The following is a 25,404-nucleotide window of genomic DNA, read 5'->3' as shown; positions in this document are numbered from 1 at the left end:
GCGCTGGCCACCGGGCGATGTTATCGCCGGGACGAGATCGCTAGGCGCCGGCGCGTACCGCGGAGGTGTCGACGATCTCCTCGGTGGGCAGGCGCGGGGTGTGCGGCGGCCCCGCGTGCGCCGGGTCCGCGAGCCCCAGCCGCAGCGCCAGGTACGGGAAGCCGAGTCCGGCCAGCAGCCGGCGCACGGTCTGCCGGGTGCCCGCCACCTCCACCACGCCGCTGAGCGGCACCATCGACGCGCCGAGCCGGGTGGCGGTCAGCCAGGCGGCGGAGAGCCCCTCACCGGCGCGCAGCCAGTTGTCCGGCTCGTCCTCGGTGTTCCAGAGGATCCCGTAGACGGCCGCCCGGTCGTGCCCGCGGCCGATCGGCAGCGTGCCGGGACGGCCGAAGTCCCGGGCCGGCACGGTGGTCTGCGGGGCCTGCTCGGGCAGCACCTCGGGCGGTAGCCCGGTGCCGGTGCCGGCCCGGCTGGTCCAGTACTCCAGCTCCTCGCGGGTTTCCGGGTCCTCCGCCGTCACCGTGGCGGCCTGCCCGGCCGCGGCGGCCAGCTCCATCACCTGGTCGGAGTCCAGCACCTCGAGCCGTACGCCCTCCGCGAGGGCCGCCCGCACGATCTCGTCGAGGGCCGGGCCGGGCAGTGGCTCCTCGCGCACCGGCCGGCGGTCGGTGTGCCGGACCTGCATGCACTGCACGAGGCGCATCGCGTCCGGATCCGCCCCGGTGTGCCGGAACCCGGTGAGCCGGGCGAGCAGTTCCGGCTGCGCCGGGTCGGGCAGCCGATCCACCAGCGCCGTCCAGCCCTCGGCGGCCAGCGCCACGCGTGCGTGGTGCAGCGCCGCGCCGCAGCTCAGGGTCACCAGCCGGCCCTCGGGGTCGGTGGCGGTGAGCCGGGCTTCCCGCACCATCCGCAGCTCCAGCGCGTCGGGGAGCACCTTCCAGCGCCATGGCTGGGTGTTGTGCACCGAGGGGGCGCGACCGGACGTTGCGGCGGCCTCGGTCAGCGCGGTGGTCAGCGCCCGGTCGGTGGTCGGCGTCTCGTGGCTCATCGTCACGACCTTTCCGTTTCCCTCATCGTGCCCCACCCCGCCCGGGTCCGGGCGGCCTTGCCGCCCCATCCTCTGGCCTCCGGCGGGCGGTCGCACGGGCCGCACGACCCGCCTACCCGGGCCCTTCGACCGACGCCGAGCAGCCTCGTTGCCCGGTCCGGCCACCCGCGTCGCCGCTCAGCGTTCCCGGACCACCGCCACCGGGCAGCTCGCATGGTGGATGAGCTGCTGGCTGACCGAGCCGAGGAGCATCCCCCGCAGCCCGCCCCGGCCCCGGCTGCCGACCACCACCAACTGCGCCGCACGGCTCGCCTCGACCAGCAGCGCGGCCGCGTTGCCCGGGCTCGACTGGATCTCGACCGGGACGTCCGGGAAGGTCTTCCGCCACGGGGCCAGGCTCTCCTCGGCCGCTGCCCGTTCGGTGGCCCCGGTCTCCTCCGGCCCGGAGCCGGGATCCACCCACCGCTCGGCCGGTGGCGCCCAGGCCCGCAGCAGCCGCAGCGGCACGTCCCGCTGGGCGGCCCGCTCGACGGCGAAGCCGAGCGCCCGCAGGGAGGACTCGGAGCCGTCCACGCCGACCACGACCGGCCCGGAGATGGCCACCTGCCCCTGCCGGACCACCACCACCGGGCAGTGCGCGTGGGCGGTGACGGAGACCGCGGTGGAGCCGACGAGCAGGCCGCCGAAGCCGCCGTGGCCCCGGCTGCCGAGCACCAGTAGCCCCGCGTCGGCGGAGCGTTCCTGCAGCACCAGGGCGGGCGGGCCGTCGAAGACCTCGCCGGTCACGGTGAGGCCGGGCCGTTCGGCGACGGCGTCCGCCGCCGCCTTGCGGACCAGCTCCTCGACCTTGCGCCGGGCGGTCTCGTCCGGCCAGATCCCCGGGGCCACCCCGGGTCCGATCCAGCCGGTCACCGTCAGCCATTCGAAGACGTACGCCAGCCGGACCGGCCGGCCGGAGCGGCCCGCCTCGTCCAGTGCCCAGTTCAGGGCCACCGTCGAGTCGGCGGAGCCGTCGTAGCCGACCAGGATCTCGTCGCGGCTGACGTCGACCGGGTTCACTGCCCGCCTCGCAGGCCGAGCTCGGTCTCCCGGATCCAGCGCCACTCGGCGACCTTGGGGTCGTCCTCGCCGTACTCGCGGGTGTAGTCGCGAGCGGCCTGCCGGGCGTCGACCATGTCCTGGCGCAGGTGGGCGGCGCGCGAAGCGAGCCCGGGAACCCGGTCGATGACGTCGATGACCAGGTGGAAGCGGTCCAGGTCGTTGAGCATCACCATGTCGAACGGCGTGGTGGTGGTGCCCTCCTCCTTGTAGCCGCGCACGTGCAGGTTGTCGTGGTTGGTCCGGCGGTAGGTGAGCCGGTGGATCAGCCACGGGTAGCCGTGGTACGCGAAGATGATCGGCTTGTCGCGGGTGAAGATGGTGTCGAACTCGAAGTCCGGCAGGCCGTGCGGGTGCTCGGAGGGCGGCTGCAGCCGCATCAGGTCGACCACGTTGACCACCCGCACCTTCAGCTCGGGCAGGTGCCGCCGGAGCAGGTCGGCCGCGGCCAGCGTCTCCAGCGTCGGCACGTCACCGGCGCAGGCGAGCACCACGTCCGGCTCGGTGCCCTGGTCGGTGCTGGCCCAGTCCCAGATGCCCAGGCCGCGCCGGGCGTGCTGGATGGCCTCGTCCATGCTCAGCCAGTTCGGCGCCGGCTGCTTGCCGGCCACCACCACATTGATGTAGTGCCGGCTGCGCAGGCAGTGGTCCATGGTGGAGAGCAGGGTGTTGGCGTCCGGCGGCAGGTAGACCCGGACGACCTCCGCCTTCTTGTTGACCACGTGGTCGATGAAGCCCGGGTCCTGGTGCGAGAAGCCGTTGTGGTCCTGCCGCCAGACGTGGCTGGAGAGCAGGTAGTTCAGCGAGGCGAGCTGCTCCCGCCAGGGGATGCCCCGGGTCACCTTCAGCCACTTGGCGTGCTGGTTGACCATCGAGTCGACGATGTGGATGAACGCCTCGTAGCTGGTGAAGATGCCGTGCCGGCCGGTGAGCAGGTAGCCCTCCAGCCAGCCCTGGCAGAGGTGCTCGGAGAGCACCTCCATCACCCGACCGTCGGGCGAGAGGTGGTCGTCGCCGGGCACCGTCGCACCGACGAACGCCCGATCGGTGACCTCGAAGGCGGCGCCGAGCCGGTTGGAGGCGACCTCGTCGGGCCCGAACAGGCGGAAGTTCTGCGGGTTGGCGGTGATCACGTCGCGGATCCACGGGCCGAGGACGCCGGTGGAGCCGGCCACCGGCTCGCCCGGATGCTCGACGTCGACCCCGTAGGCGCGGAAGTCCGGCAGGTTCAGGTCGCGCAGCACCACGCCACCGTTGGTGACCGGGTTGGCGCTCATCCGCCGGTCCCCCTTCGGGGGCAGGTCGAGCAGTTCGGCGACCGGGGCGCCGGTGGCGTCGAAGAGTTCCTCCGGCCGGTAGCTGCGCAGCCAGCGCGCCAGCTCGGCCAGGGCCTCCGGGCTCTTGCGTACGCCGTCGATGGGCACCTGGTGGGCGCGGAAGGTCCCCTCGACCGGTTTGCCCTTGACCTCCCGCGGGCCGGTCCAGCCCTTCGGCGTACGGAGGATGATCATCGGCCAGCGGGGGCGTTCGACCCGGCCGCCGGAGCGGGCCCGGCGCTGGATCTCGGCGATCTCGTCGAGCGTGCGGTCCAGCGTCGCGGCCAGGCTCTGGTGCACCCGGGCGGGGTCGTCGCCGGCGACCACGTAGGGCTGGTAGCCGTAGCCGCGCATCAGGCCGAGCAGGTCGTCCTCGGGGATCCGGTCCAGCACACTCGGGTTGGCGATCTTGTAGCCGTTCAGATGCAGGATGGGCAGCACCGCCCCGTCGCGGGCCGGGTTGAGGAAGACGTTGGACAGCCAACTGCCGGCCAGCGGACCGGTCTCCGCCTCGCCGTCCCCGATCACGCAGGCCACCAGCAGCTCCGGATTGTCGAAGGCGGCGCCGTAGGCGTGGCTCAGCGCGTATCCCAGCTCGCCGCCCTCGTGGATCGAACCCGGCACCTCCGCGGCGACGTGGCTGGGGATGCCGCCGGGGAAGGAGAACTGGCGGAACAGCCGGGCCATCCCCGTCTCGTCCCGGGTCACCGAGTGGTAGAGCTGGCTGTAGGTGCCCTCCAGCCAGGTGTTCGCCACGATCGCCGGCCCGCCGTGGCCGGGACCGGTGAGGTAGATGACGTTCAGGTCGCGGTTGACGATGACCCGGTTGAGGTGGGCGTAGATCAGGTTCAATCCGGGGCTGGTGCCCCAGTGCCCGAGCAGCCGGGGCTTGACGTGCTCGGGCTTGAGCGGCTCGCGGAGCAGCGGGTTGGCGAGCAGGTAGATCTGCCCGACGGTGAGGTAGTTCGCCGCCCGCCAGTAGGCGTCAAGCCGGCGCAGCTCGTCTTCGGTCAGTGGGCTGTGCAGGTCGAGAGCGGTGTCCATGCTGCAATAGCCTCTCGCGGCTCGGGGACTTCTGCAGCCCGTAGGCGGATATCCCGCCTGGGCGGGTCCAGCTTGGCCCCGTGGAGGTCGGGCGGTCAGGGCCGGAGGTCCCGGGCCGGGCGGGCGTCATGGCCCGTAGGCGTCCGGGGGGAGTCCACGGACGACGATCACCGGGGCCGGCGAGTGGTAGAGCAGCGACTGGCTGACCTCGCCCAGCATGCCCCGCCAGGCTTCGTCGCCGCGCGCGGCGACCAGCGCGACCTGCGCCGAGCGGGACTGTTCGACCAGGACGGTGCCGGGGTCGCCGCGGACGGTGTGGCATTCGGCGGCCACCGTGGGGTGCCGGGTGGCGTACCGGGCCACCGTCTCGACGAGCAGGTCGTCGCCGTCGCCGGCGCGGCCGGACTCGACGACCCGGATCGCCAGCAGCCGGGCCCCGCGGCGCTCCGCGCAGTCGAAGGCGTAACCGAGGGCGGTGTGGGAGGACGTCGACCCGTCCACGCCGACCAGCACCGGTCCGGGCGGCGGCGGCTCGGCCCGGCCGACCAGGACCGGGCAGCCGGCCCGGGCGGCGAGCTGCACGGCCGGCGCGTCGGTCGGTACGCAGTCCGTGCAGCCGGCCATCCCGCCGTCGCCGAGCGCCACCAGGAAGGCCGACTCGGAGGCCCGGATCAGCGCCTCGACCGGGGAGCCCTCGACGATCGCACCGCTCACCGGCACCGCCGGTTCCGCCTCGGCGACCACCTGTCCGGCCTGTTCCAGCAGGTCCTCGGCGGCGGCGCGGGGCCCGCCCGGCGCGGACGTCGCGGCCTCCGCCGCCCAGTTGAAGGCGTGCAGCAGGTGCAGCGGGCGGTCGTGGGCGGCGGCCTCCACGGCGGCCGTCCGGACCACCTGGAGGTCCTCGTCCGACCGGCCGACACCGACCACCACCGCGTCCTCGGTGGGTGCGGCCATCCCGCCTCACCTCCCGACCGCGCACTCCTCACCCACGGTAGTCGTGGCGGGTGCCCGCCCGGACCGGGTCGGCGGAACTGGCCCGGTCACCGCGCCGGGGGAGGCGCGGGTGCGGCCGGCGGTCAGCGCGGGGTGGGCACGGTGGGCAGGACGCGGACCACCACGGCGGTGGCGTTGTCGTCGCCGCCCTCCTCCAGGCTGGCCGAGAGCAGGGCGCGGGCCGCCCGGGCCGGGTCCCGCTCGGCCAGCAGGTCCCGCAGCCGGTGGTAGCCGAGCTGGTCGCTGACCCCGTCGGTGCAGAGCAGCCAGGTGTCCCCGGTGCGCAGCGGGACGGCCAGCACGTCCGGCTCCGGCCGGTCCGGGTGGCCGACGTAGCGCAGCAGCTGGTAGCGGGCCCGGGCCGCCTCGGGCGAGGTGGCCGGCCACCATCCGTGCACCACGCCCAGCCAGGCCATGGTGTGGTCGACCGTCACCAGCTCCAGCAGCCCGTCGCGCAGCCGGTAGGCCCGCGAGTCGCCGAGCTGGACGAGCCAGCCCTGCCCGCCGTCGGGCTCGACGGCCAGCGCGGTCAGCGTGCAGCCGGTGAGCCCGGCCAGTCCCGCCCCGGCCTGGCGTACCCGCAGCTGGGTCTCCGCGGTCGCGGCGCGCAGCTCGCGCGCGCCGACGGCGGGCCAGGTGGCGCGGACCCGCTCGACGAAGGTGCTCGTCGCGGTGGCGCCGGCGATCCGGCTGCCGTCACCGTCGCCCATCCCGTCGGCCACCGCGAACAGTGGCAGCTCCGGGTCGACGTGCAGCACGTCGAAGTTCTCCGGGTAGTGGTGCCCGACCACGCTGCCGCCGGCCATCTCCAGCGTGAGCCGCCCGACCGTCAGCCGGCGGGCGGCCTCGACCGGTCGGTCCAGCGAGCGGCGGCGGAACACCAGCGGACCGTAGCACCAGGTGGGGCTGCGCCCGGCGCGTCGCGGTCGTGTCGGCCCGTCGAGTGTCAACCAGGGTTGACAAGGAGCATGCTGTCAACCTATGTTGACAGCATGAGTCAGGCGACGGAACTCGCGGCGGCCGCCGGCAGCACCGACCCGAAGGTCGGGCTCCGCGCGGTCCTCGCCCTGCGCCGACTGCTCGAGCGGCTCGAGGTGGTCCAGGTGGACAACGCCCGACGACAAGGCTGGTCCTGGCAGGAGATCGCCGACGCGCTCGAGGTCAGCCGGCAGGCGGTCCACAAGAAGCACGCCGGGCGACCGGCGGTGCCCGGAAGCTGGGAGGCGTGATGTTCGAACGGTTCACCGACCGGGCCCGGACGGTGGTGCGGCACGCGGTCGACGAGGCCCGCGCCGAGGGCCGGCGCCCCGTCGGCACCGAGCACCTGCTGCTCGGCGTGCTCGCCGACGGCGACAACCTGGCCGTCCGGGTGCTGGCCCAGGCCGGCGTCCGGGCCGAGGACCTGCGCGCCGCGGTGGCCCGGCACACGGCCGGCGGCGTCGACGGCCTCGGCGAGGCCGACGCGGCGGCGCTGCGGGAGATCGGCATCGACCTGGCGGCGATCGTCGCGCGGATCGAGGAGTCCTTCGGACCCGACGCGCTGCGCGAGGCGGCGCCCCCACCCCGCCGGCGCTGGGGCCGGCGCCGGCCCGACGACGGCCGGTTCTCGCCCCGGGCGAAGAAGGTGCTGGAACTCGGCCTGCGCGAGGCGATCCGGCTGCGCCACCACCACATCGGCACCGAGCACATCCTGCTCGGCCTGCTCCGCGAGGGCAACGGCCTGGCCGCGCTGGTGCTCACCGAGGCCGGCGCCGACCTCGACGACCTGCGCCGGCGGGTGGAGGCGGCGCTGCGGACGGCGGCCTGACGCCCGACGACGCGGACCATCGGCGGCGCCGACCGGCCACTGCGGTCCTGAAACCTGTTTGCGGTCCATGCAACGTCCGTCTCCGTCGACTCGCTGACCCGTCGGAGTTGCTGCACACTGACGCCGTGAACGGTGGAGCGGACCAGCGGCTGGTGACCGCCGGCAACGCCGCGCCGCGCTCAGCGGTGGTGGTCAACCCGGTGAAGGTGACCGATCTCGACCAGTTCCGCCGCACGGTGGACGGCGCCCTCGACGCCGCCGGTTGGCCCCCGCCGACCTGGTACGAGACCACCGTCGAGGACCCGGGCCGCGGCCAGACCGAGGCAGCCGTCAAGGCCGGCGCGGAGGTCGTCCTCGCCTGCGGCGGCGACGGCACCGTACGCGCCTGCGTGACCGCGCTGGCCGGCACCGACGTGGCGCTCGCCGTGCTGCCCCAGGGCACCGGCAACCTGCTCGCCGCCAACCTCGGTCTCTCCGGCGACCTGGCCGCCGGGCTGGAGGTCGCCGTCGAGCGGGGCAGGCGGCGGCTGGACGTCGGGGTCGTCGGCGACCAGTGCTTCGCCGTGATGGCCGGGATGGGCTTCGACGCGCAGATGCTCGACGCCACCTCGGAGACCACCAAGGCACGGATCGGCTGGCCGGCGTACGTCGTGGGCGCCGTGAAGCACCTGCGGGACCGGCCGATGCGGGTCTGGATCCGGATCGACGACCACCCGCCGCTGCGCCGCCGGGCCCGCTCGGTCCTGGTCGCCAACGTCGGCCGCCTCCAGGGCGGCGTACGCCTGCTCACCGACGCCGAGCCCGACGACGGCTGGCTCGACGTCGCGGTGCTCACCCCCCGGACGCTGGGCCACTGGCTGGCCATGGGCTGGGCGCTCGTCCGCCGGCGTGGCCAGGTGCCCCGGATGGAGATCCTCCGGGGCCGGAAGGTCGAGATCACCAGCAACCGGGCCCAGCCACGGGAGCTCGACGGTGACCTGATCGAGCCCGGCCGCTCGCTCACGGCCGAGATCCGGCCCGCGGCGCTCTGGCTCTGCGTGGCCCGGCCGGAGCGCCACCCCGACCTGTCGGTGGACGCCGACGCCGCCGGTCAGCGCGGTGAACGCCTGGTCGAGGACGCCCGCCGTGAGTAGCACCAAGCTGGTCCCCGAGACCCGGCTGATGTCGGCGGACGAACTCTCCGCCGACGACGCCTGGCACACCCTGCGCCGGCACGGCGGCTGGTGCCTGCTGCGGGACGCCTTCGTCCGGTTCCGCTACGGCGACGGGTTCAGCCACTCCCGGGCCCTCGCCCTGCAGCTCTGCCTGGCCGTGGTGCCGTTCCTCATCGCGCTCACCGGCCTGATCACCGACCTCGGCGCCGACGAGGGCGGCAAGGTGGTCGCCGACACCGTGCTCGCGCTCACCCCCGGCCAGAGCGAGTCGGTGGTGCAGCAGCTGCTGGCCGACGGCGAGCACAGCGAACACGCCGGTGAACTGGCGTTGACCCTCGGCCTGCTCACCGGCCTCGTCGCGCTCGCCACCACCATGGCGCAGATCGAACGGGGCGCGAACCGGATCTACGGCGTCGAGCGGGACCGCCCGGCCCTGGCCAAGTACGTCCGCGCCGCCGCCCTCGCGGTGACCGCCGGCGTGCCCGCGCTGGCCGGGTTCCTCATCCTGGTCGGCGGACGGGCGATGGGCGAGTCGGTGCAGCGGCACTACGCCTGGGGCAGCGTCGCCAACGCCGCCTGGGACGTGATCCGCTGGCCGCTCAGCCTCGGGCTGACCGTGCTGGCCGTGGCGGTGCTGTTCCGGCACGCGCCCCGGCGCCGGCAGCCCGGCCTGTCCTGGCTGTTCTTCGGTGCCGGCATCGCCACCGCGCTCTGGTGGCTGGCGAGCCTGCTGCTGGCCGCGTACGTCAAATACAGCGACGGATTCGGGCAGACCTACGGCGCGCTGACCGGGATGATGGCCCTGCTGCTGTGGGCCAACCTGACCGGGATGGCGCTCTTCGGCGGGCTGGCCTTCGCCGCACAGCTGGAGGCGATGCGGATCGGCGTGGCGGAGCCCGCCCAGCCCGACCTCTGGGAGCCGGCGGCCGAACCCGCGGCGGTCCTCGACACCGGCGGATGACCGCGCTCTGACCGGCGGCCGCGTGTACGCGGAGCGCGAACCGGGTACAGCGCGCCTCGGCAGAACACAAGGGAGGTGCGGGTGACCGCGGTCAAGGAGACCCACCGCCGGCCCCTCGGCCGGTTCGCCGAGCGCAGCGTCGTAGGGCTGCTCGCGGTCGCCGGGGCGGGGGTCGCGTTCGGGGTGCTGCTCATGCTCGTCCGGTTCCACTGGGACCCGCTGTACCGCGCGGACCACGAGGCTGCCGAGTGGTTCAACCACCTCGTGGCGCCGCACCACCCCCTGGTCACCGCGCTCCAGGCGGTCACCGACCTGGGCGGCCGGCCGGTGCTGATCTGGCTGGTCACCATCGCGGTGGTCGGCCTGCTGATCCGCCGCCAGCCCCGACTGGCGGTCTACCTGATCATCAGCGGGGTGGGCGGGCTGATCCTCGACCCGTCGCTGAAGGCGCTGGTCGGGCGGCTGCGCCCGGTGGTCGACGTGCCGATCACCCACGCGCCCGGCAACAGCTTCCCGAGCGGGCACGCGCTCGGCTCGTTTGTCGCGTACGGGGCGCTGCTGCTGGTCTTCCTGCCGGCCATGCCGCCCCGGTGGCGCAGACCGGCCATCGTCCTGGTCGCCGGGCTGGTCCTCCTGATCGGGCTGACCCGGATCGCGCTCGGCGTGCACTTCGTCTCCGACGTGCTCGGCGGCTGGCTGCTCGGCGCGACCTGGCTCGGCGTCACCGCGTACGCCTTCCGGCTGTGGCGGCGCGACCGCGGCCGCCCGGTGCCGCCGATCAGCGAGGGCCTGGAGCCGGAGGCGGGGGAGGAGATCACCCCCGCGCCGGACGAGAAGCACGTGCTGGAGCATCCCCGTTCGGCCGTCGCCGAACTGCTGGTCGGCTGGGTGCTCGTCTTCGGCGCCCTCTACGCGTTCGGCATGGTGGTCAGCTACCACGCCAAGGGCACGTTCCTGGACACCCTCGACAGCGAGGTGCCGCAGTGGCTCGCGGCCCGGCGTACCGACTCGCTGAACAACCTGAGCTGGTGGTGGAGCAAGTTCGGCGACACCCACGCCATCCTGCTGATCTCGCTGGTCTTCTGCCCGCTGGTGCTGGCGATCTGGAAGCGCTGGCGGCCGGTGCTCTTCGTGGCGCTGGCGATGTTCGGCGAGCTGAGCCTCTTCCTCGCCTCCTCCGGAGCGGTCGACCGTCCCCGCCCGCCGGTCGACAACCTGGACGGGCACCTGCCCACCTCGTCCTTCCCGTCCGGGCACATCGCGGCCACCATCTGCCTCTGGACCGCGATCGCCGTCATCGTGCTCGCCCGCACCGACCACTGGTGGCGGTGGCTGTTCGTGGCCATGGCGGTGATCATGCCGGTCGGGGTGGCCGTCTCCCGGATGTACCGGGGCATGCACCACCCGACCGACGTCATGGGCGCGATCCTGCTCAGCGGGCTGTGGATCGGGCTGCTCTGGTGGGTGGTCCGCCCCAACGCCGACGTCCGGCGGGGCAACCGTCCGGCCATCGAGTCGGAGCAGGTGCCCGAACTGCCCGACGAGTTGGCCAGGGCCGGCCGGGAGGAGTGACCGGGCGCCGATGCTACGGGTGATGACCTGGAACATCCGGACCGGCGGGCGGGACCGCGACGGGCCCGACCGGAGCGACGGGATCGTCGCGGTCGTCAGCGGCCAGCGGCCCGACGTGCTGGCCCTACAGGAACTGCGCGGCCTCGACCGGGGCGGGCGGATGGCGGACCTGGCCGGCCGGCTGGGGATGGTGCCCCACCTGGCCCGGTCCTGCTTCGGGCAGCCGGTGGCGGTGCTGGTCCGCGCGCCGCTGCGGGTGCTGCGCTCCGCTCGGGTACGCCGACCCTTCCACCACGCCGCCGCCCGGGTCCAGGTGTCCACCGGGGCCGGGCCGCTCACCGTGTTCAGCACCCACCTTGATCCGTACTCCGGCGGCCGGCGGCGGATGGAGGCGGAGTGGCTCGCGGCGGCGGTCCGGCGTACCGGGGGCGAGTTGGCCCTGCTCGCGGGGGACCTGAACACCCTCGAGCCGACCGCCGACCACACCGCCCGGCTGGCCGGCCTGTCCGACCGGTACCGGCGCCGGCACCTGCGCCGCGACGGCCGTACCGTCGACACCCGCGCCGTGTCCCGCCTGCTCGCCGCCGGCCTGGTCGACCTGTGGCCGGACCGGGGCGGGAGCGAGCCAGGCGGGCTGACCGTGCCGACCCGGCACGGCGGGGCGGAGTTCGCCGGGATGCGCCTGGACTACCTGCTCGCCACGCCCGCGTTGGCCGCGCTGGCCCGCCAGGTGCGGGTGGTCCGGGGCGGCGACGCGGACACCGCCTCCGACCACTATCCGGTGGTGGCGGACCTGGTGCTGGACCCGGCCTGACCGGGGCGGCGGTCGTTGCCGCGGCTGACTACCGTGACGCCGTGACCGGCCCGCCGCCCCCGCGTCCGTCCGACCCGTACCGGCCGCCCACGCCGCCCCGGCCGGACGCCGCCGCGTCGACCGGCCCGCGCGCCCCAGCCCCGGCCGAGCCGCCGCCCCGGCTGGTCGCGGCCGTCGCCCGCGCCGTCGCCCTGGTCGTGGTCCTGCCGGTACGCCTCGCCTGGGAGTTGGCCGTCGCCGCCGGCCGCCTGCTGGACCGGTATCTGGTCAGGCCCAGCGGCCGGTTCCTGCGCCGCTGGCTGCTGCGCCCGCTGGCCTGGGCCGCGCGCACCCTGCTGTGGCTGCCGCTGGTCTGGCTGGCGCGTGGGGCGGCCTGGGTCGCCGTGCATCTGCTGTGGCGTCCGTTGGCCTGGGCCGTGCGCACGCTGGTGTGGCTGCCGCTGGGGTGGCTGGCCCGGGGCCTCGCCTGGGTCGCGGTGCACCTGATCTGGCAGCCGTTGGTGTGGTTGGCGAGAGGCGCCGCCTGGGTGGGGGTGCGGGTGCTCTGGCGTCCGCTGGCCTGGGCGGCCCGGCACCTGGTGTGGGTGCCGCTGGCCTGGCTGGTCCGGGAGTTGGTGGTCCGGCCGCTGCGCTGGCTGGCCCGGGTGCTCGCCCCGGTGGGACGGTCGCTGTGCGCCGGGCTGGCGCTGCTCGGCCGTGGGCTGGCTGCCGTCGGTCGGGTAATCGCCGCCGGGGTCGTCGCGGTCGGCCGGGTGCTGGCCGCCGTGGCCCGGGTCATCGCCGGGGTGCTGGCGGACGCGGTCGTCGGCGCCTGGCGGCTCGCCGGACGGATGCTCGGCTTCCTCTACCGGGTGCTGCTGCGACCGCTGGGTCGGGTCCTGCGCTGGCTCTGGCGGCACACCGTCGTACCGCTGGGCCGGGCCGTCCGGGCCGGCTGGCGGGCCACCGTCGTCCCGGCGGTGCGGGGCATGCGTACGGCGTGGCGGGCCATGGTCGGGCCGACCCGCCGCTGGCTGCGCCGGGCGGTGCTGGACCCGGTCCGGGTCACCAGCCGGGAGTTGCTCACCGCCCTGGGCCTGCGCCGCTGACCCGCCCGGCCCGGCGGTCAGATCAGCAGGTTCAGCACCACGGTCAGCACCACCGAGACGAGGATCGAGAAGAGGATCATCAGCAGGCAGCCGACCCCGCCCCCGAGGGGTCGGATCTCGGTGTTCCCGATACGCATGGACCCACCATCGCAGGTCGGGTGGTCACAGCGTGCGGAGCCGGGGCAACAGCTCCTCCTGCGCCCAGTTCAGGAACATCGGCTGGCTGTCCGCGCCCACCTGGACCAGCGCCACGTGGGTGAAGCCCGCGTCGACGAACTGCTTGAACGCCGCCACGTGCCGGTCCACGTCCGGGCCGCACGGGATCGACCCGGCCACGTCCTCCTCGCGCACGAACTGCGTCGCCGCGGCGAACGACTCGGGCCCCGGCAGGTTCGCGTTGACCTTCCAGCCCAGGCCGAACCAGCGGAACTGGTCGTGCACGATCTTGCGGCACTCGGCCTCGTCCGGGCCGTAGCAGATCGCCACCTGGCCGTAGCGCGGCCTGCCGACGCCGCCGGCGTCGTCGTACATCTGGATCAGGTGCGCGTCGGGTTCGGTGGCGATCATGCCGTAGCCGTACTCGGCGGCGAGGGTGGCGGACTGCCGGCCGGAGGCGGCGACCGCCATCGGCACCGGGCGCTCGGGCCGGTCCCAGACGTACGCGTCGGGGACGTCGAAATGGTTGCCGGAAAAGGTCAACGTCTCGCCGTTGAGCAGGGGCCGGATGATCTGCAACGCCTCCTCGAACATCTCGTGGCGCTGCTCCACGTGCGGCCAGCCGCCGACCACGTGCTCGTTGAGGTTCTCCCCGGCGCCCAGCCCGAGGGTGAACCGGCCGTCCGAGAGCACCCCGACCGTGCTGGCCTTCTGCGCCACCACCGCCGGGTGGTAGCGGCGGATCGGGCAGGTCACGAAGGACATCAGCCCGACCCGGCTGGTCGCGTGCGCGACCGCGCCGAGCACCGACCAGGCGTACGGGGAGTGGCCCTGCGCGTCGAGCCACGGGTAGTAGTGGTCGGACATGACCAGGTGGTCGAAGCCGGCGGCCTCGGCGCGGACGGCGTGGTCGACCAGGTGCTTCGGGCCGGCCTGCTCGCACAGGAGGGTGTAGCCGACGTTGACCATGGCGCATCTCCTTCCGGCGGATCCTCACCAGATACCCCGCGCTGCGCCGGTCAACCGTGCCCGTCCGCTTGCCGTCCAGGCACTTGCTGCCGGCGGCGGCGCTGCTGCCCACCGTCCGGTCGCCACCCTTGTCCATCGATCAGCTTCACCGGTTGCCTCCGGTGTTCCATCGTCCTACGCTGATGCCTGCGTCCGCCGGGAGTCGGGCGGCGGCTGTCGGGCTCAGCCGCCCTTGTCACCACCACCGCACCCCCACCAGGGCACGGGGGAGACCTCCCTGAGGACAGCCATGAAGAAGTTGCTCTCCGTCGCGGGTGCCGCCCTGCTGACGGTTCTCGCCGCCGTCTTCGCCGTCGGGCAGCCGGCACACGCCGCCGCCGGCTTCTCCGTCTCGAACGGGCGGCTGTACGACGCCAACGGCACCGAGTTCGTCATGCGTGGGGTCAACCACGCGCACACCTGGTACCCGCAGCAGACCGGCTCGTTCGCCAACCTCAAGGCGCTCGGCGCGAACAGCGTACGGGTGGTGCTGGCCAGCGGTGACCGCTGGGCGAGGAACAGCGCCGCCGACGTCACCAACGTCATCTCCCTGTGCAAGGCCAACAAGCTGATCTGCGTCCTGGAGGTGCACGACACCACCGGCTACGGCGAGCAGAGCGGCGCCATCACTCTGAGCCGGGCGGTCGACTACTGGCTCAGCATCGCCGGGGCCCTGGTCGGGCAGGAGAAGTACGTCATCGTCAACATCGGCAACGAGCCGTACGGCAACCAGGGCTACGCCACCTGGGCGACGGACACCGCCAACGCGATCAAGCGGCTGCGCGCCGGCGGCATCAACCACACGATCATGGTGGACGCCCCGAACTGGGGTCAGGACTGGTCGTTCACCATGCGCGACAACGCCGGCACGGTCTTCACCGCCGACCCGGCGAAGAACACCGTCTTCTCGATCCACATGTACGGCGTCTTCGACACCGCCGCCGAGATCACCGACTACCTGGGCCGGTTCCGCACCGCCAAGCTGCCCATCGTGGTCGGCGAGTTCGGCTTCAACCACTCGGACGGCAACCCGGACGAGGAGACCATCATGGCGTACAGCCAGGCCAACGGGATCGGCTACCTGGGCTGGTCGTGGAGCGGCAACGGCGGCGGCGTCGAATACCTGGACATGGCCACCAACTTCGACCCGAACAACCTGACCAGCTGGGGCCAGCGGATCTTCAACGGCGCCAACGGCATCCGGGCCACCGCCAGGGAGGCCTCGGTCTACTCCGGCACCACCCCGCCGACCACGACCCCGCCCACGACGACCCCGCCGAGCAGCCCGCCGCCGACCACCCCACCGGCCGGCGGCTGCACGGCCGGCTACACGATCGTCAACTCCTGGCAGGGCGGCTTCCAGGGCGAGGTCAAGGTGACCGCCGGCCCCTCGGCGATCACCGGCTGGACCGTGCGCTGGACCTTCGCCAACGGCCAGACGGTCAGCCAGACCTGGAACGCCACGATCAGCAACAGCGGCGCGGAATACGCCGCGCGCAACGTCGACTACAACGGCCGGCTGGGCGCCGGTGCCAGCACCAGCTTCGGATTCCTCGCCAGCTGGAACGGCACCAACACCACCCCATCCATGACCTGCACGGCGAGCTGACCCACCCGGCGGGCGGGCCCGCCCCGGATCGGCGACGTGGCGATATTCCTGCCGCCCGATAACGCCACCTCCCCGATCTGAAGTGGGTCAACAGCAGGTCGGCGACTTGGCGGTGTTGCGCCGCCCGGACACCGCCACCTCGCCGATCTAGTGTGGATCTTGGAGCCGTCGACAGCCGATCGGGAATGGATCAACGATCAGCGCTGGGCCAGCCGGGCGGCCCGCATCTGCAGGTAGCGCTGCTCGGGGAGGCTGGTGGTCTGCCCGGCGGCGGCCCGGTAGTGGGTTACCGCGGCGTCCCGGTCGCCGGCCATCTCGTACAGGTGCGCCCGGGCCGCGTCGAGGCGGTGGTGCCCGACCATCCGGGGGTCGGCGTCCAGGGCGGCGAGCGCGTCCAGCCCGGCGGCCGGGCCGTGCACCATGGCGGCCGCCACCGCGCGGTTGAGCGACACCACCGGGTTCCCGGAGAGGCGTTCCAGCACCTGGTAGAGCGCGAGGATCTGCGGCCAGTCGGTCTGCGCGGCGGTGGGCGCCTCGTCGTGCAGCGCGGCGATGGCGGCCTGGAGTTGGTACGGCCCGACCGGCCCGCGGGCCATCGCCCGGGTGACGAGCGTGGTCCCCTCGGCGATCGCGGCGGCGTCCCACCGGCTGCGGTCCTGGTCGGCCAGGGAGATCAGCTCACCCGACGGACCGGTCCGGGCGGCGGCGCGGGCCTCGGTGAGCAGCATCAGGGCGAGCAGCGCGGCCACCTCGCTGTCGTCCGGCAGCAGCGCGTGCATGGCCCGGGTCAGCCGGATCGCCTCCTCGGACAGGTCCACCCGGCGCAGGTCCGTGCCGAGGCTGGCGGTGTGCCCCTCGGTGAAGATCAGGTACAGCACGTGCAGCACCGCCGCGAGGCGAGACTCGCGCTCGCCCTCGTCCGGCATCCGGAACGGCAGCCCGGAGGTCCGGATGCGCTGCTTGGCCCGGCTGATCCGCTGCGCCATGGTGGGTTCCGGGACGAGGAACGCGCGGGCGATCTCGGTGGTGGTGAGCCCGCCCACCGCGCGCAGCGTCAGCGCGATCGCCGAGGCGGTCGACAGCGTCGGGTGGCAGCAGAGGAAGAGCAGGACCAGGGTGTCGTCCCGGTCCGAGATCAGCGGCTCGTCGGCGGCCGGCGCGGTCTGCCGGTGGTCGCCCTCCCGCCGGGCGGCGCGGTCCTCCCGGTCCCGCCGGGCGGCCTCGGCCCGGACCAGCTCGATCATCCGGCGGTACGCGACCTGGACGAGCCAGCCGCGCGGATTGTCCGGCAGCCCCTGGGCCGGCCACTGGGTGGCCGCGTCCAGCAGCGCCTCCTGCACCGCGTCCTCGGCGGTGGCGAAGTCACCGAACCGGCGGGCGAGCACGCCGAGGACCTGCGGCGCCAGCTCGCGCAGCAGGTCCTCGACGGTCCGGTCCAGGGTGCCCAGCGGTCAGATCTCCTGTGGCGGCGCGGACATGATCGGGTGCACCTCGATCGGCATGTTCAGCGGTCGCCCGCCGGGCCCGGGCGCGGTGGAGATGTGCGCGGCGATCTCGACCGCCCGCTCCGGCGTCTCGCAGTCGACGATCCACCAGCCGGCGAGGAACTCCTTGGTCTCGGCGAACGGCCCTTCGGTGACGACCGGGGCGCCGCCCTCGCCCGCCCGGACGATCCGCGCCTGCTGCGGCCCGCCCAGGCCCTCCGCCTGGACCCATTCCCCGTCGGCGGTGAGCTTCGCGTTGACCTCTCCCATGAACCCGATGTGCGCCCGGATCTCCTCCGGCGTCCAGGTGTCGATCGACGGGAAGTCGGCCCCGGCGGCGCTGAACTGCATCAGCAGCATGTATTTCACGGTTCGCTCCTCACCCCTGTGCACCGATTCTCGGTGCTTCCACCCTCAGGTAGAAGCTGCCACTCCGGTTCTCGACATCCGGGCGGAGAAATTCCAGGAAATCTCAGCCGACGGCGGTGACCTCCAGCAGCAGCGCCTGCTCGGGGTGCAGGGCCGGCAGTTGGAGCCCCACCGAGGCGAGCACCGACCCGCCGAGGGTCACCCCGTCGGCCGAGGCCAACCAGGCCGGCGGGGCCAGCTCCAGCAGCGCCGGCTCCGGCACCCCGGCGGGCGGGCGCACGGCGTAGCGCCGCGCCGGGTCCAGCCCGGGCAGGCGTACCGGGCCCGGCACCTGCGCGACCGAGGTGGTCAGCCGGGATATCGCGTACACCGCGTGGGACCGGTCGTGGGCGACCACGCCGTGCGCCTGGACGGCCGGGTCGGGGTGGTCGACCCGGACCACCCGGCCGCCGTGCAGCAGCGGACGCAGCCGCTTGTGCAGGGCGACCCAGGCGGCGAGCTCCGCCCGCTCGGCGGCGGTGATCCCGCTGATGTCCCACTCGATGCCGTGGTGGCCGAAGAGCGCGGTGACCGCCCGGAAGCCGAGGTCGTGCACGCGGTGGGTGGTGTGCGAGCGTTCCGGCCCGATGTGGGTGCCGACCAGTTCGGGTGGGAGCAGCAGGCCGGTCCAGCGCTGGATCGACAGCCGTTCCAGGGCGTCGTTGCAGTCGCTGGCCCACACCCGGTCCGTGCGGCGCAGGATCTCCAGGTCGACCCGCGCCCCGCCGGACGAGCAGCTCTCGATCTCCACTGCGGGGTGGCGGCCCCGCAGCTCGTCGAGGAGGCGGTAGACCGCCACGGTCTGCGCGTGCACCCCCGGCCGGCCGCCGTGCCCGGCCTCGGTGAGGTCCCGGTTGTGGTCCCACTTCAGGTACACGATCCCGTCGTGCTCCGTCAGCACCGCGTCCAGCCGACCCAGCAGGTGGGCGTACGCGTCCGGGTGGGCGAGGTCGAGCACCTGCTGGTGGCGCCACTCCGGCGGCAGCCGGCCGGGCGCCTGGAGCAGCCAGTCCGGGTGGGCCCGGAACAGGTCCGAGTCCGGGTTGACCATCTCCGGCTCGACCCAGAGCCCGAACTGCATCCCGTGCCCGCGGACGTGGTCGATGAGCGGTTGCAGCCCGTCCGGCCAGACGTCGTCGTCGACCCACCAGTCGCCGAGCCCGGCCCGGTCGTGCCGGCGGCCCCGGAACCAGCCGTCGTCCAGCACGTACCGTTCCACGCCCACCTCGGCGGCCCGGTCGGCGAGGTCCCTGAGCCGGTTCAGGTCGTGGTCGAAGTAGACCGCCTCCCACACGTTGAGGGTCACCGGGCGGGGTGCGCGCGGGTGCTGCGGGCGGGCCCGCAGGTGGGTGTGCAGCACGTCGCTGAGCCCGTCCAGCCCGTCGGTCGAGTGGACCGCGTAGAGCAGGGGAGTGGCGTACTCCGCGCCGGGGGCGAGCACGATCTCGCCGGGGGTGAGCAGTTCGCCGCCGCCCAGGGTGGCCTCCCCGGTGGGGCGGCGCTCGGCCACCGTGACGTGATCGCCGCTCCACGCGGTGTGCACCGCCCACACCTCGCCGTGCCCGAAGCCGAAGCCCGGCGTGCCGGCGACGAGCAGCAGCGTGGCGTCGTGGCCGGTGCGGCCGTGCCGGCCCTCGCGTACCCAGGTGCCCATCGGCCACGGGTGCCGCTGCGGGGCGCGTTCCCGGCACCAGCGCCCGGTCAGGTCGAGCAGTTCGGTGGCGACCGCGGGCACCGGCAGCACCGGGGTCAGCTCCCGCACCTCGTAGGGCCGGTCGCCGTCGTTGCGCAGCCGGTGCCGCAGTGTCAGCAGTCCGGTCGGGTCGAGCGTGAGCTCGACGGTGAGCGACAACCCCGCGCCCGGGTCCGCCGCCCGCACGGTCACCCGCGCGGCACCGGCCCCGTCGGGCTCCCGCTCATCCCCGGATACGCGCACCGCCGCCCCGCCCCCCGCCACCCGGCTCGGCTCTGGGGCGACGTCGGCGACGTCGGCGACGTCGAGCCCGTCGAGGCGGAAGGCGGTGGACCAGTCCCGGCCGTCACGGTGGCCGGCCAGGCCGGGCCGGCCGCTCCAGCCGGCGCTGGGTTCCGGCAGCAGTGACAGCACCGTCGGCGCGTCGAAGCTGCTCGGCACCACCGGCGCGATGGTGGCGTCGACCAGGGCGGGCAGGTCGTCGGCGGGGAGCGGGCCGAGGTCGGTGCCCCAGTGCACGATCCGGGGCAGGCCCGGGCCGCGCGCGTCGAGCACCAGGCTGGTCCGGGCGCGGCGCAGGTGGAGGATCATCCCTTACTTGCTCCCAGCGTCAGGCCCCGGACGAACTGCTTCTGCAACAGGAAGAAGATCACCAGGGTGGGGATCGCGACCAGCACCGAGCCGGCCGAGACCAGGTTGTTGTCGGTGAAGAACTCGCCACGCAGGTTGTTCAGCGAGCTGGTAACCGGGAACTTGTCGCCGGTGCGCATCAGCACGGTGGCCCAGAAGAACTCGTTGTAGATCCAGGTCACCTCGAGGGTGGCCAGCGCGGCCAGGGCCGGCCGGCACAGCGGCATGGTGACCTGCCAGTACTGCCGCCACACGCTGGCCCCGTCCACCATCGCCGCCTCGTACAGGTCGTGCGGCAGGGCCTTCATGTAGTTGCTCAGCACGAAGACGCAGAAGCCGCACTGGAAGGCGACGTTGACCAGGATCAGCCCCCAGTAGCTGTCGTAGAGCAGCTCCGAGTCGCTCATCCAGGCCGGCAGCGGGATCTCGGTGAACATCCGGAACAGCGGGATCAGCAGGGCCTGCTGCGGCAGCAGGTTCGCCGCGGTGAACAGCCCGAGCAGCACGAGGTTGAGCTTCCAGCTGAACCGGGCGATCACGAACGCCACGCAGGAGGCGAGGAAGAGCGTCAGCAGCACCGCCGGCAGCGTGATGTAGACGGAGTTGAGGAAGTGCTTGCCGAATTCCGCGGTCCGCCAGGCGGTGACGTAGTTGTCGATGGTCCAGCCGCCGAGGGAGACGTAGCCGTGGGTGGCGGTGTACTCGTAGGACCGCAGCGAGGTCAGCGTCGCCCAGAGGATCGGGAAGAGCCAGCCGACGGCGACCGTACCCAGGAAGAGGTGCAGGACCACCCGGGCGGGCCGCAGTGGCCGGCGGCGCCCGGCCGGTGCGGTGGCCGTGGTCTCGCGGGTCAGCACTGTGGTCATCGCCGGCCCTCCCGCATCACGGTGGCCAGATAGAGGGTGATGAAGACCAGGGAGACGACCAGCATGATGGTCGCCAGGGCGGAGCCGAAGCCGATCCGGCTGGCCTCGCCCACCACGTTCGCGGTGACCAGCGCGGAGATCAACTCCAGCCCGTTGCGGCCCTTGTTGATGACCCACACGAGGTCGAACGCGCGCAGCGACTCGATCACCGTCACCACCAGCACGATGATGTTGATCGGCCGCATGACCGGGAAGACCACCCGGAAGAAGGTGCTGGCCTCGGAGGAGCCGTCCACGGCGGCCGCCTCGCGCAGCGACGGGTCGACGCCCTTGAGGCCGGCCAGATAGAGCAGCATGATGTAGCCGACGTGCCGCCAGCCGGCGGCGACGAGCACCGCCCAGATGTTCACGTGCGGGTCGCCGTACCAGTCGGTCTGGGTGCCCAGCAGTGCGTTGAGCAGGCCCTGGTCGCGGCTGTAGATGAGCTGCCAGACGAAGCCGATCAGCGCCAGGGAGAGCACCACGGGCAGGTAGAGCGCGGTCTGGTAGAACCGGCTGCCGCGCAGTTCCTTGTCGAGCAGCACGGCGAGGAACATCCCGAACGGGGTGGCCACCACGAAGAGCGCGGCCAGCCAGAGCAGGTTGTTCTGGATCGCCGGCACGAACGGCGGGTAGATGTTCACCACGTCGTCGTAGTTCTTCAGGCCGACCCAGTCGATCTCGCTGAGCGGGCCGATGCCGTCCCAGTTGGTGCCGGAGAGCAGCACGGTGGCCACCGCCGGCAACCAGACTAGGCCGACGACGAGGAGCATGGGTACCAGCACCATCAGCGTGATCACCACGCGGTCGGTGCGGGACAGGAGCCGTAGCCGCCGGCCGCGACCACGCGTGGTGGTGGTCGCGGCCGGCGGTGGTACGGCGCGATCCGCTTGGATCAGGGGCAGGTCGGACATGGTGTCCTCCTCCCTTCCGCCGTCAGCTGGTGAAGATCGACTTCTTCTGGTTCTCGATGCTGGTGAGCAGCCCGCTGATGTCCTTCGGGTTCTTGATGAACTGCTGGAACGCCGGGATGATCACCGTGGAGGCGAAGTCCGGCCGGGTGTCCCGGTCGAGGAACTGGGCGATCTCCGTGGCCGCGCCGACCAGTTCGGCGGCCTTCTTCTTCAGCGCGGTGTAGCCGCTGGTGTCCCCGCCGCTGTTGGCCACCAGGGTGCCGGGGTCGCCCTTCACCATGATGTTCGCGGCGTCGACGCCGCCGATGTATTCCAGCAGCTTCTTGGCGTTGGCCTCGGACTTCGGCTTGCGGGCCATCATGTAGCCGTCGATCGGCGCGTCCAGGGCCTTGGCCCCGATGGTCGAGTCGATCTCGGGGAAGGTGAAGAAGTCGATGTCGTCCTGCTCGTTGTCGTTGAACTGCTGGGCGACGAAGAGGCCGAGCAGGTACATGCCGCTCTTCTTCTGCTGCAGCGATTGGGCGGCCTCCTGCCAGGTCCGGCCCAGGGCGTCCGGCTGGTGCAGCGGCAGCAGCCCGGCCCAGGTGTCGAAGACCTTCTTCACCTTGTCGGAGGTCCACGCCTCCTTGCCGGCCATCAGGTCGACGTGGAACTGGTAGCCGTTGATCCGCAGGTTGAGGATGTCGAAGGTCCCCATCGCCGGCCAGCCGTCCTTGTCGGCGAAGGCGATCGGGATGAGGCCATCCTTCTTCATCTGCCCGGCGAGTGTGGTGAAGTCGTCGAGCGTCGTCGGCACCTGGTAGCCGTGCTGCTGCCACACCGACTTCCGGTAGAAGACCGCCCACGGGTAGTACGACGCGGGCACGAAGTACTGCTTGCCGTCGTCGCCGGTGGACGCCTTCTTGAACGCGTCCGAGAAGCCGGAGAGCTTGCCCCAGACGTCGCTGACGTCGCCGGCCAGACCCTTTGCGGCGAAGAACCGCATCCGGTAGCCGGCGAACCAGGTGAACACGTCGTCCGGCTTGCCCTGCAGGTAGTTGTTGATGTTCTCCTGGAACGTGTTGTGGTCAACCGTGTTGATGTTGACCTGGACCCCCGACGAGCTCTGGAAGCCGGCCGCCAGCTTGGCGAGGACGTCCTTCGGCGTCGGGTCCGAGGCGTTCGAGCCGACGGAGACGGTCTTCGAGCCTGCGCCCGAGTCGGAGCCGGAGCCGCAGCCGGCGAGCAGTCCCGTGCCGAGCAGCGCGCCCGCGCCGGCCGCGCCGGCGAGCAGCGAGCGGCGGTTCAGGCCGGCGACGGACGGGGGCACGAGTCGGGCGAGGTATTCGGCTTGTGATCGGGGACGGGACATGGTGCCTCCTGCGTGGAAGAGGTGCGCTGCGTCCAAAAGCCGTGGTGGTGGGATCGGTGTTCGCGCCGGCGGCGGTGGATCCACCGCGAATCCACATGTCCGAACACAAACAGCCGGTGGCGGTTGAAGCTACCCCCTGGTTCCGCGCTGTCAAGGGGGGAAGCGGACAGCGATAACCCAGTTGTGACATGGCCGAGGCCGGCCAACGGTGGTAATCCCTGTCGATGTTGGAAAGTGTTGACTTGATGGCCGTTCGGGGGCACCCTCTGCACTCATGCGGACCTGGCACGGTGAGCGGATCTGGTACGGCGCCGACTACAACCCGGAGCAGTGGCCCGAGGAGACCTGGGTCGAGGACGTCGCGCTGATGCGCCGGGCCGGGGTCAATCTGGTCTCCGTCGGGATCTTCTCCTGGGCCCTGCTGGAGCCCGCCCCCGGGCGCTACGAGTTCGGCTGGCTCGACCGGGCGCTCGACCTGCTGCACGACGGCGGGATCAGCGTCGACCTGGCCACCGCCACCGCCAGTCCGCCACCCTGGCTGGCCCACCGGCACCCGGAGACGCTGCCCCGACGCGCCGACGGCACGGTCCTCTGGCCGGGCGGGCGGCAGGCGTACTGCCCCAGCTCACCGGTCTTCCGGCGGCGGTCCCTCACGCTGGTCGAGGCCGTCGCCGGCCGGTACGCGGACCACCCGGCCGTGGTGATGTGGCACGTCTCCAACGAGCTGGGCTGCCACAACGTGCACTGCTACTGCGACGTCAGCGCCGAGGCGTTCCGCCGCTGGCTGCGCGAGCGCTACGGCGACCTGGACGCACTCAACGCCGCCTGGGGCACCGCGTTCTGGAGCCAGCGCTACCACGACTGGGCCGAGATCAACCCGCCACGGACCGCCCCGACCTTCGCCAACCCCACCCAGCAGCTGGACTTCCTGCGTTTCTCCTCCGACGAGCAGCGCGCCCAGCTGCGTGCGGAGCGGGAGGTGCTGACCCGGCTCACCCGGCAGCCGGTCACCACCAACTTCATGATCGGCACCGGCGTCAAGCACCTGGACTACCACTCCTGGGCGTCCGACGTGGACCTGGTCGCCAACGACCACTACCTGATCGCCGCCGACCCGCGGCCGCAAGTCGACCTGGCGCTCGCCGCCGACCACACCCGGGGCGTCGCCGGTGGCGGGCCGTGGCTGCTGATGGAGCACTCCACCAGCGCGGTCAACTGGCAGCCGCGCAACGTCGCCAAGACCCCGGGCCAGCTGCGGCGCAACAGCCTCGCCCACGTGGCGCGCGGCGCCGACGGAGTGCTCTTCTTCCAGTGGCGGGCCTCCCGGGCGGGCGCGGAGAAGTTCCACTCCGCGCTGGTCCCGCACGCCGGGCCGGACACGAAGGTGTTCCGCGAGGTGTGCCGGCTCGGCGCCGACCTGAAGGCCCTGGCCGAGGTACGCGGCAGCCGGGTCGAGTCCGAGGTGGCGATCCTGTTCGACTACGCGGCCTGGTGGGGCGTCGAGCTCGATTCCCACCCCAGCACCGACGTCACCTACCTGGACCGGCTCGCCGCCCTGCACGGCGCGCTCTGGCGGGCCGGGGTCACCGCCGACGTGGTGCACCCGTCGGCCGACCTGTCCCGCTACCGGCTGGTCCTGGTGCCCACCCTCTACCTGGTCCGCGACGCCGACGCCGAGGCCCTGCGCGCGTTCGTGGCCTCGGGTGGCACCGCCCTGGTGACCTACTTCAGCGGCATCGTCGACGAGCACGACCACATCCGGCTCGGCGGCTACCCGGGCGCGTTCCGCGAGCTGCTCGGCGTCCGTACCGAGGAGTTCTTCCCGCTCCGCGAGGGCGAGCGGGTACGCCTCGACGACGGCGCCACCGCCGCCGTGTGGACCGAGTGGCTGCACGCCGAGGGGGCGGAGGTGCTCGCCTCGTACGCCGACGGGCCGCTGCCCGGGGTGCCCGCGCTGACCCGGCACGCGGTCGGCGCCGGTGCCGCCTGGTACGTCGCCACCCGGCTGGACGCGGACGCCACCGACCGGCTCGTCGCCCGGCTGCTCGCCGAATCCGGCGCCCGCCCGCCGGTGGCCGCCCCGGCGGGGGTGGAGGTGGTCCGCCGCCGGTCCGCCGACCGGAGCTGGCTGTTCGTCATCAACCACACCGACGCCGAGGCCCGGCTGGCGGTCACCGGCGTCGAGTTGCTCGGCGGCGGCCGCTGCGACGGTGAGCTGGTGGTCCCGGCCGGCGAGGTGGCGGTGGTCCGCGAAACGCCGGCCCGCGCCGCCGAGGTGCCGGCCAGGGTGGGGGCCGGCGATCCGGCGACGGACCGGACGGCCGAGGCCGCCTGACCGTGGCCCCTGCACC

21 protein-coding genes are annotated in these 25,404 nt (G+C 73.1%); 9 read left to right on the top strand and 12 right to left on the bottom strand.

The annotated features are described in order from the left end of the window. Window positions 1-40: 40 nt before the first annotated feature. From ACFYML_RS12310 to ACFYML_RS12290, 5 genes are all read right to left on the bottom strand, one after another. Entirely contained in the window at window positions 41-1,048 is a 1,008-nt protein-coding gene (locus ACFYML_RS12310) for an Acg family FMN-binding oxidoreductase (protein WP_387420641.1), read from the bottom strand. A 177-nt stretch (window positions 1,049-1,225) separates the two neighbouring features. Next, window positions 1,226-2,152, bottom strand: coding sequence for a universal stress protein (locus ACFYML_RS12305; protein WP_387420640.1), 927 nt, complete (start codon window positions 2,150-2,152; stop codon window positions 1,226-1,228). Then, window positions 2,104-4,506: a phosphoketolase gene (locus ACFYML_RS12300; RefSeq protein WP_387420639.1), complete on the bottom strand. Its 2,403-nt coding sequence runs from the start codon at window positions 4,504-4,506 to the stop codon at window positions 2,104-2,106. Before ACFYML_RS12300 ends, ACFYML_RS12305 begins: the two co-directional genes overlap by 49 nt. A 126-nt stretch (window positions 4,507-4,632) precedes the next feature. Continuing rightward, window positions 4,633-5,460 (bottom strand): universal stress protein, encoded by an 828-nt coding sequence (locus ACFYML_RS12295; RefSeq protein ID WP_387420638.1) that lies wholly within the window; start codon window positions 5,458-5,460, stop codon window positions 4,633-4,635. A 122-nt stretch (window positions 5,461-5,582) separates the two neighbouring features. After that, window positions 5,583-6,380: a PP2C family protein-serine/threonine phosphatase gene (locus tag ACFYML_RS12290; RefSeq protein ID WP_387420637.1), complete on the bottom strand. Its 798-nt coding sequence runs from the start codon at window positions 6,378-6,380 to the stop codon at window positions 5,583-5,585. A 111-nt stretch (window positions 6,381-6,491) separates the two neighbouring features. Here ACFYML_RS12290 and ACFYML_RS12285 point away from each other — a divergent pair, with 111 nt between their 5' ends. The 7 genes from ACFYML_RS12285 to ACFYML_RS12255 all read left to right on the top strand — a co-directional run bounded on the left by ACFYML_RS12285 (window position 6,492) and on the right by ACFYML_RS12255 (window position 12,895). Beyond that, window positions 6,492-6,728, top strand: a complete 237-nt coding sequence (locus ACFYML_RS12285; RefSeq protein WP_073836364.1) for an HTH domain-containing protein — start codon at window positions 6,492-6,494, stop codon at window positions 6,726-6,728. Further along, window positions 6,728-7,306 (top strand): Clp protease N-terminal domain-containing protein, encoded by a 579-nt coding sequence (locus ACFYML_RS12280; protein ID WP_387420636.1) that lies wholly within the window; start codon window positions 6,728-6,730, stop codon window positions 7,304-7,306. Before ACFYML_RS12285 ends, ACFYML_RS12280 begins: the two co-directional genes overlap by 1 nt. 125 nt (window positions 7,307-7,431) lie before the next feature. After that, window positions 7,432-8,439: a diacylglycerol kinase family protein gene (locus ACFYML_RS12275; RefSeq protein WP_357433179.1), complete on the top strand. Its 1,008-nt coding sequence runs from the start codon at window positions 7,432-7,434 to the stop codon at window positions 8,437-8,439. Continuing rightward, a complete protein-coding gene (locus ACFYML_RS12270) occupies window positions 8,432-9,421 on the top strand; it encodes a YihY/virulence factor BrkB family protein (RefSeq protein ID WP_387420635.1) in 990 nt (329 codons plus the stop codon). The genes ACFYML_RS12275 and ACFYML_RS12270 overlap by 8 nt, the downstream gene beginning before the upstream one ends. A gap of 81 nt (window positions 9,422-9,502) precedes the next feature. Beyond that, window positions 9,503-10,993 (top strand): phosphatase PAP2 family protein, encoded by a 1,491-nt coding sequence (locus ACFYML_RS12265; protein WP_387420634.1) that lies wholly within the window; start codon window positions 9,503-9,505, stop codon window positions 10,991-10,993. A gap of 10 nt (window positions 10,994-11,003) precedes the next feature. Next, window positions 11,004-11,807, top strand: a complete 804-nt coding sequence (locus ACFYML_RS12260; RefSeq protein ID WP_387420633.1) for an endonuclease/exonuclease/phosphatase family protein — start codon at window positions 11,004-11,006, stop codon at window positions 11,805-11,807. Between the two features lie 41 nt (window positions 11,808-11,848). Beyond that, entirely contained in the window at window positions 11,849-12,895 is a 1,047-nt protein-coding gene (locus tag ACFYML_RS12255; protein ID WP_387420632.1) for a hypothetical protein, read from the top strand. Between the two features lie 162 nt (window positions 12,896-13,057). On the opposite strand, the gene ACFYML_RS12250 is transcribed toward ACFYML_RS12255, so the two are convergent. Beyond that, window positions 13,058-14,020, bottom strand: a complete 963-nt coding sequence (locus ACFYML_RS12250; RefSeq protein WP_387420631.1) for a TIGR03557 family F420-dependent LLM class oxidoreductase — start codon at window positions 14,018-14,020, stop codon at window positions 13,058-13,060. Between the two features lie 289 nt (window positions 14,021-14,309). Between ACFYML_RS12250 and ACFYML_RS12245 the strand changes: the two genes are divergently transcribed. Beyond that, entirely contained in the window at window positions 14,310-15,668 is a 1,359-nt protein-coding gene (locus ACFYML_RS12245) for a cellulase family glycosylhydrolase (protein WP_387420630.1), read from the top strand. A 197-nt stretch (window positions 15,669-15,865) separates the two neighbouring features. On the opposite strand, the gene ACFYML_RS12240 is transcribed toward ACFYML_RS12245, so the two are convergent. From ACFYML_RS12240 to ACFYML_RS12215, 6 genes are all read right to left on the bottom strand, one after another. Next, window positions 15,866-17,107, bottom strand: coding sequence for an RNA polymerase sigma factor (locus tag ACFYML_RS12240; protein ID WP_387420805.1), 1,242 nt, complete (start codon window positions 17,105-17,107; stop codon window positions 15,866-15,868). A 12-nt stretch (window positions 17,108-17,119) separates the two neighbouring features. Beyond that, window positions 17,120-17,512, bottom strand: a complete 393-nt coding sequence (locus ACFYML_RS12235) for a YciI family protein (protein WP_198940385.1) — start codon at window positions 17,510-17,512, stop codon at window positions 17,120-17,122. A 112-nt stretch (window positions 17,513-17,624) separates the two neighbouring features. Next, entirely contained in the window at window positions 17,625-19,844 is a 2,220-nt protein-coding gene (locus ACFYML_RS12230; RefSeq protein WP_387420629.1) for an alpha-galactosidase, read from the bottom strand. Beyond that, window positions 19,841-20,749: a carbohydrate ABC transporter permease gene (locus ACFYML_RS12225; protein ID WP_387420628.1), complete on the bottom strand. Its 909-nt coding sequence runs from the start codon at window positions 20,747-20,749 to the stop codon at window positions 19,841-19,843. Before ACFYML_RS12225 ends, ACFYML_RS12230 begins: the two co-directional genes overlap by 4 nt. After that, window positions 20,746-21,702, bottom strand: coding sequence for a carbohydrate ABC transporter permease (locus tag ACFYML_RS12220; RefSeq protein WP_387420627.1), 957 nt, complete (start codon window positions 21,700-21,702; stop codon window positions 20,746-20,748). The genes ACFYML_RS12225 and ACFYML_RS12220 overlap by 4 nt, the downstream gene beginning before the upstream one ends. A gap of 22 nt (window positions 21,703-21,724) precedes the next feature. Then, window positions 21,725-23,053, bottom strand: coding sequence for an ABC transporter substrate-binding protein (locus tag ACFYML_RS12215; protein WP_387420626.1), 1,329 nt, complete (start codon window positions 23,051-23,053; stop codon window positions 21,725-21,727). Between the two features lie 274 nt (window positions 23,054-23,327). Between ACFYML_RS12215 and ACFYML_RS12210 the strand changes: the two genes are divergently transcribed. Further along, window positions 23,328-25,388 (top strand): beta-galactosidase, encoded by a 2,061-nt coding sequence (locus ACFYML_RS12210; protein ID WP_387420625.1) that lies wholly within the window; start codon window positions 23,328-23,330, stop codon window positions 25,386-25,388. Window positions 25,389-25,404 lie beyond the last annotated feature (16 nt).

It is taken from the genome of Micromonospora sp. NPDC007230 (genome assembly GCF_042869115.1).
GTDB lineage: Bacteria > Actinomycetota > Actinomycetes > Mycobacteriales > Micromonosporaceae > Micromonospora.
Note: the sequence above shows the minus strand (reverse complement) of the source record. Positions and strands in the feature narration are given on the sequence as shown.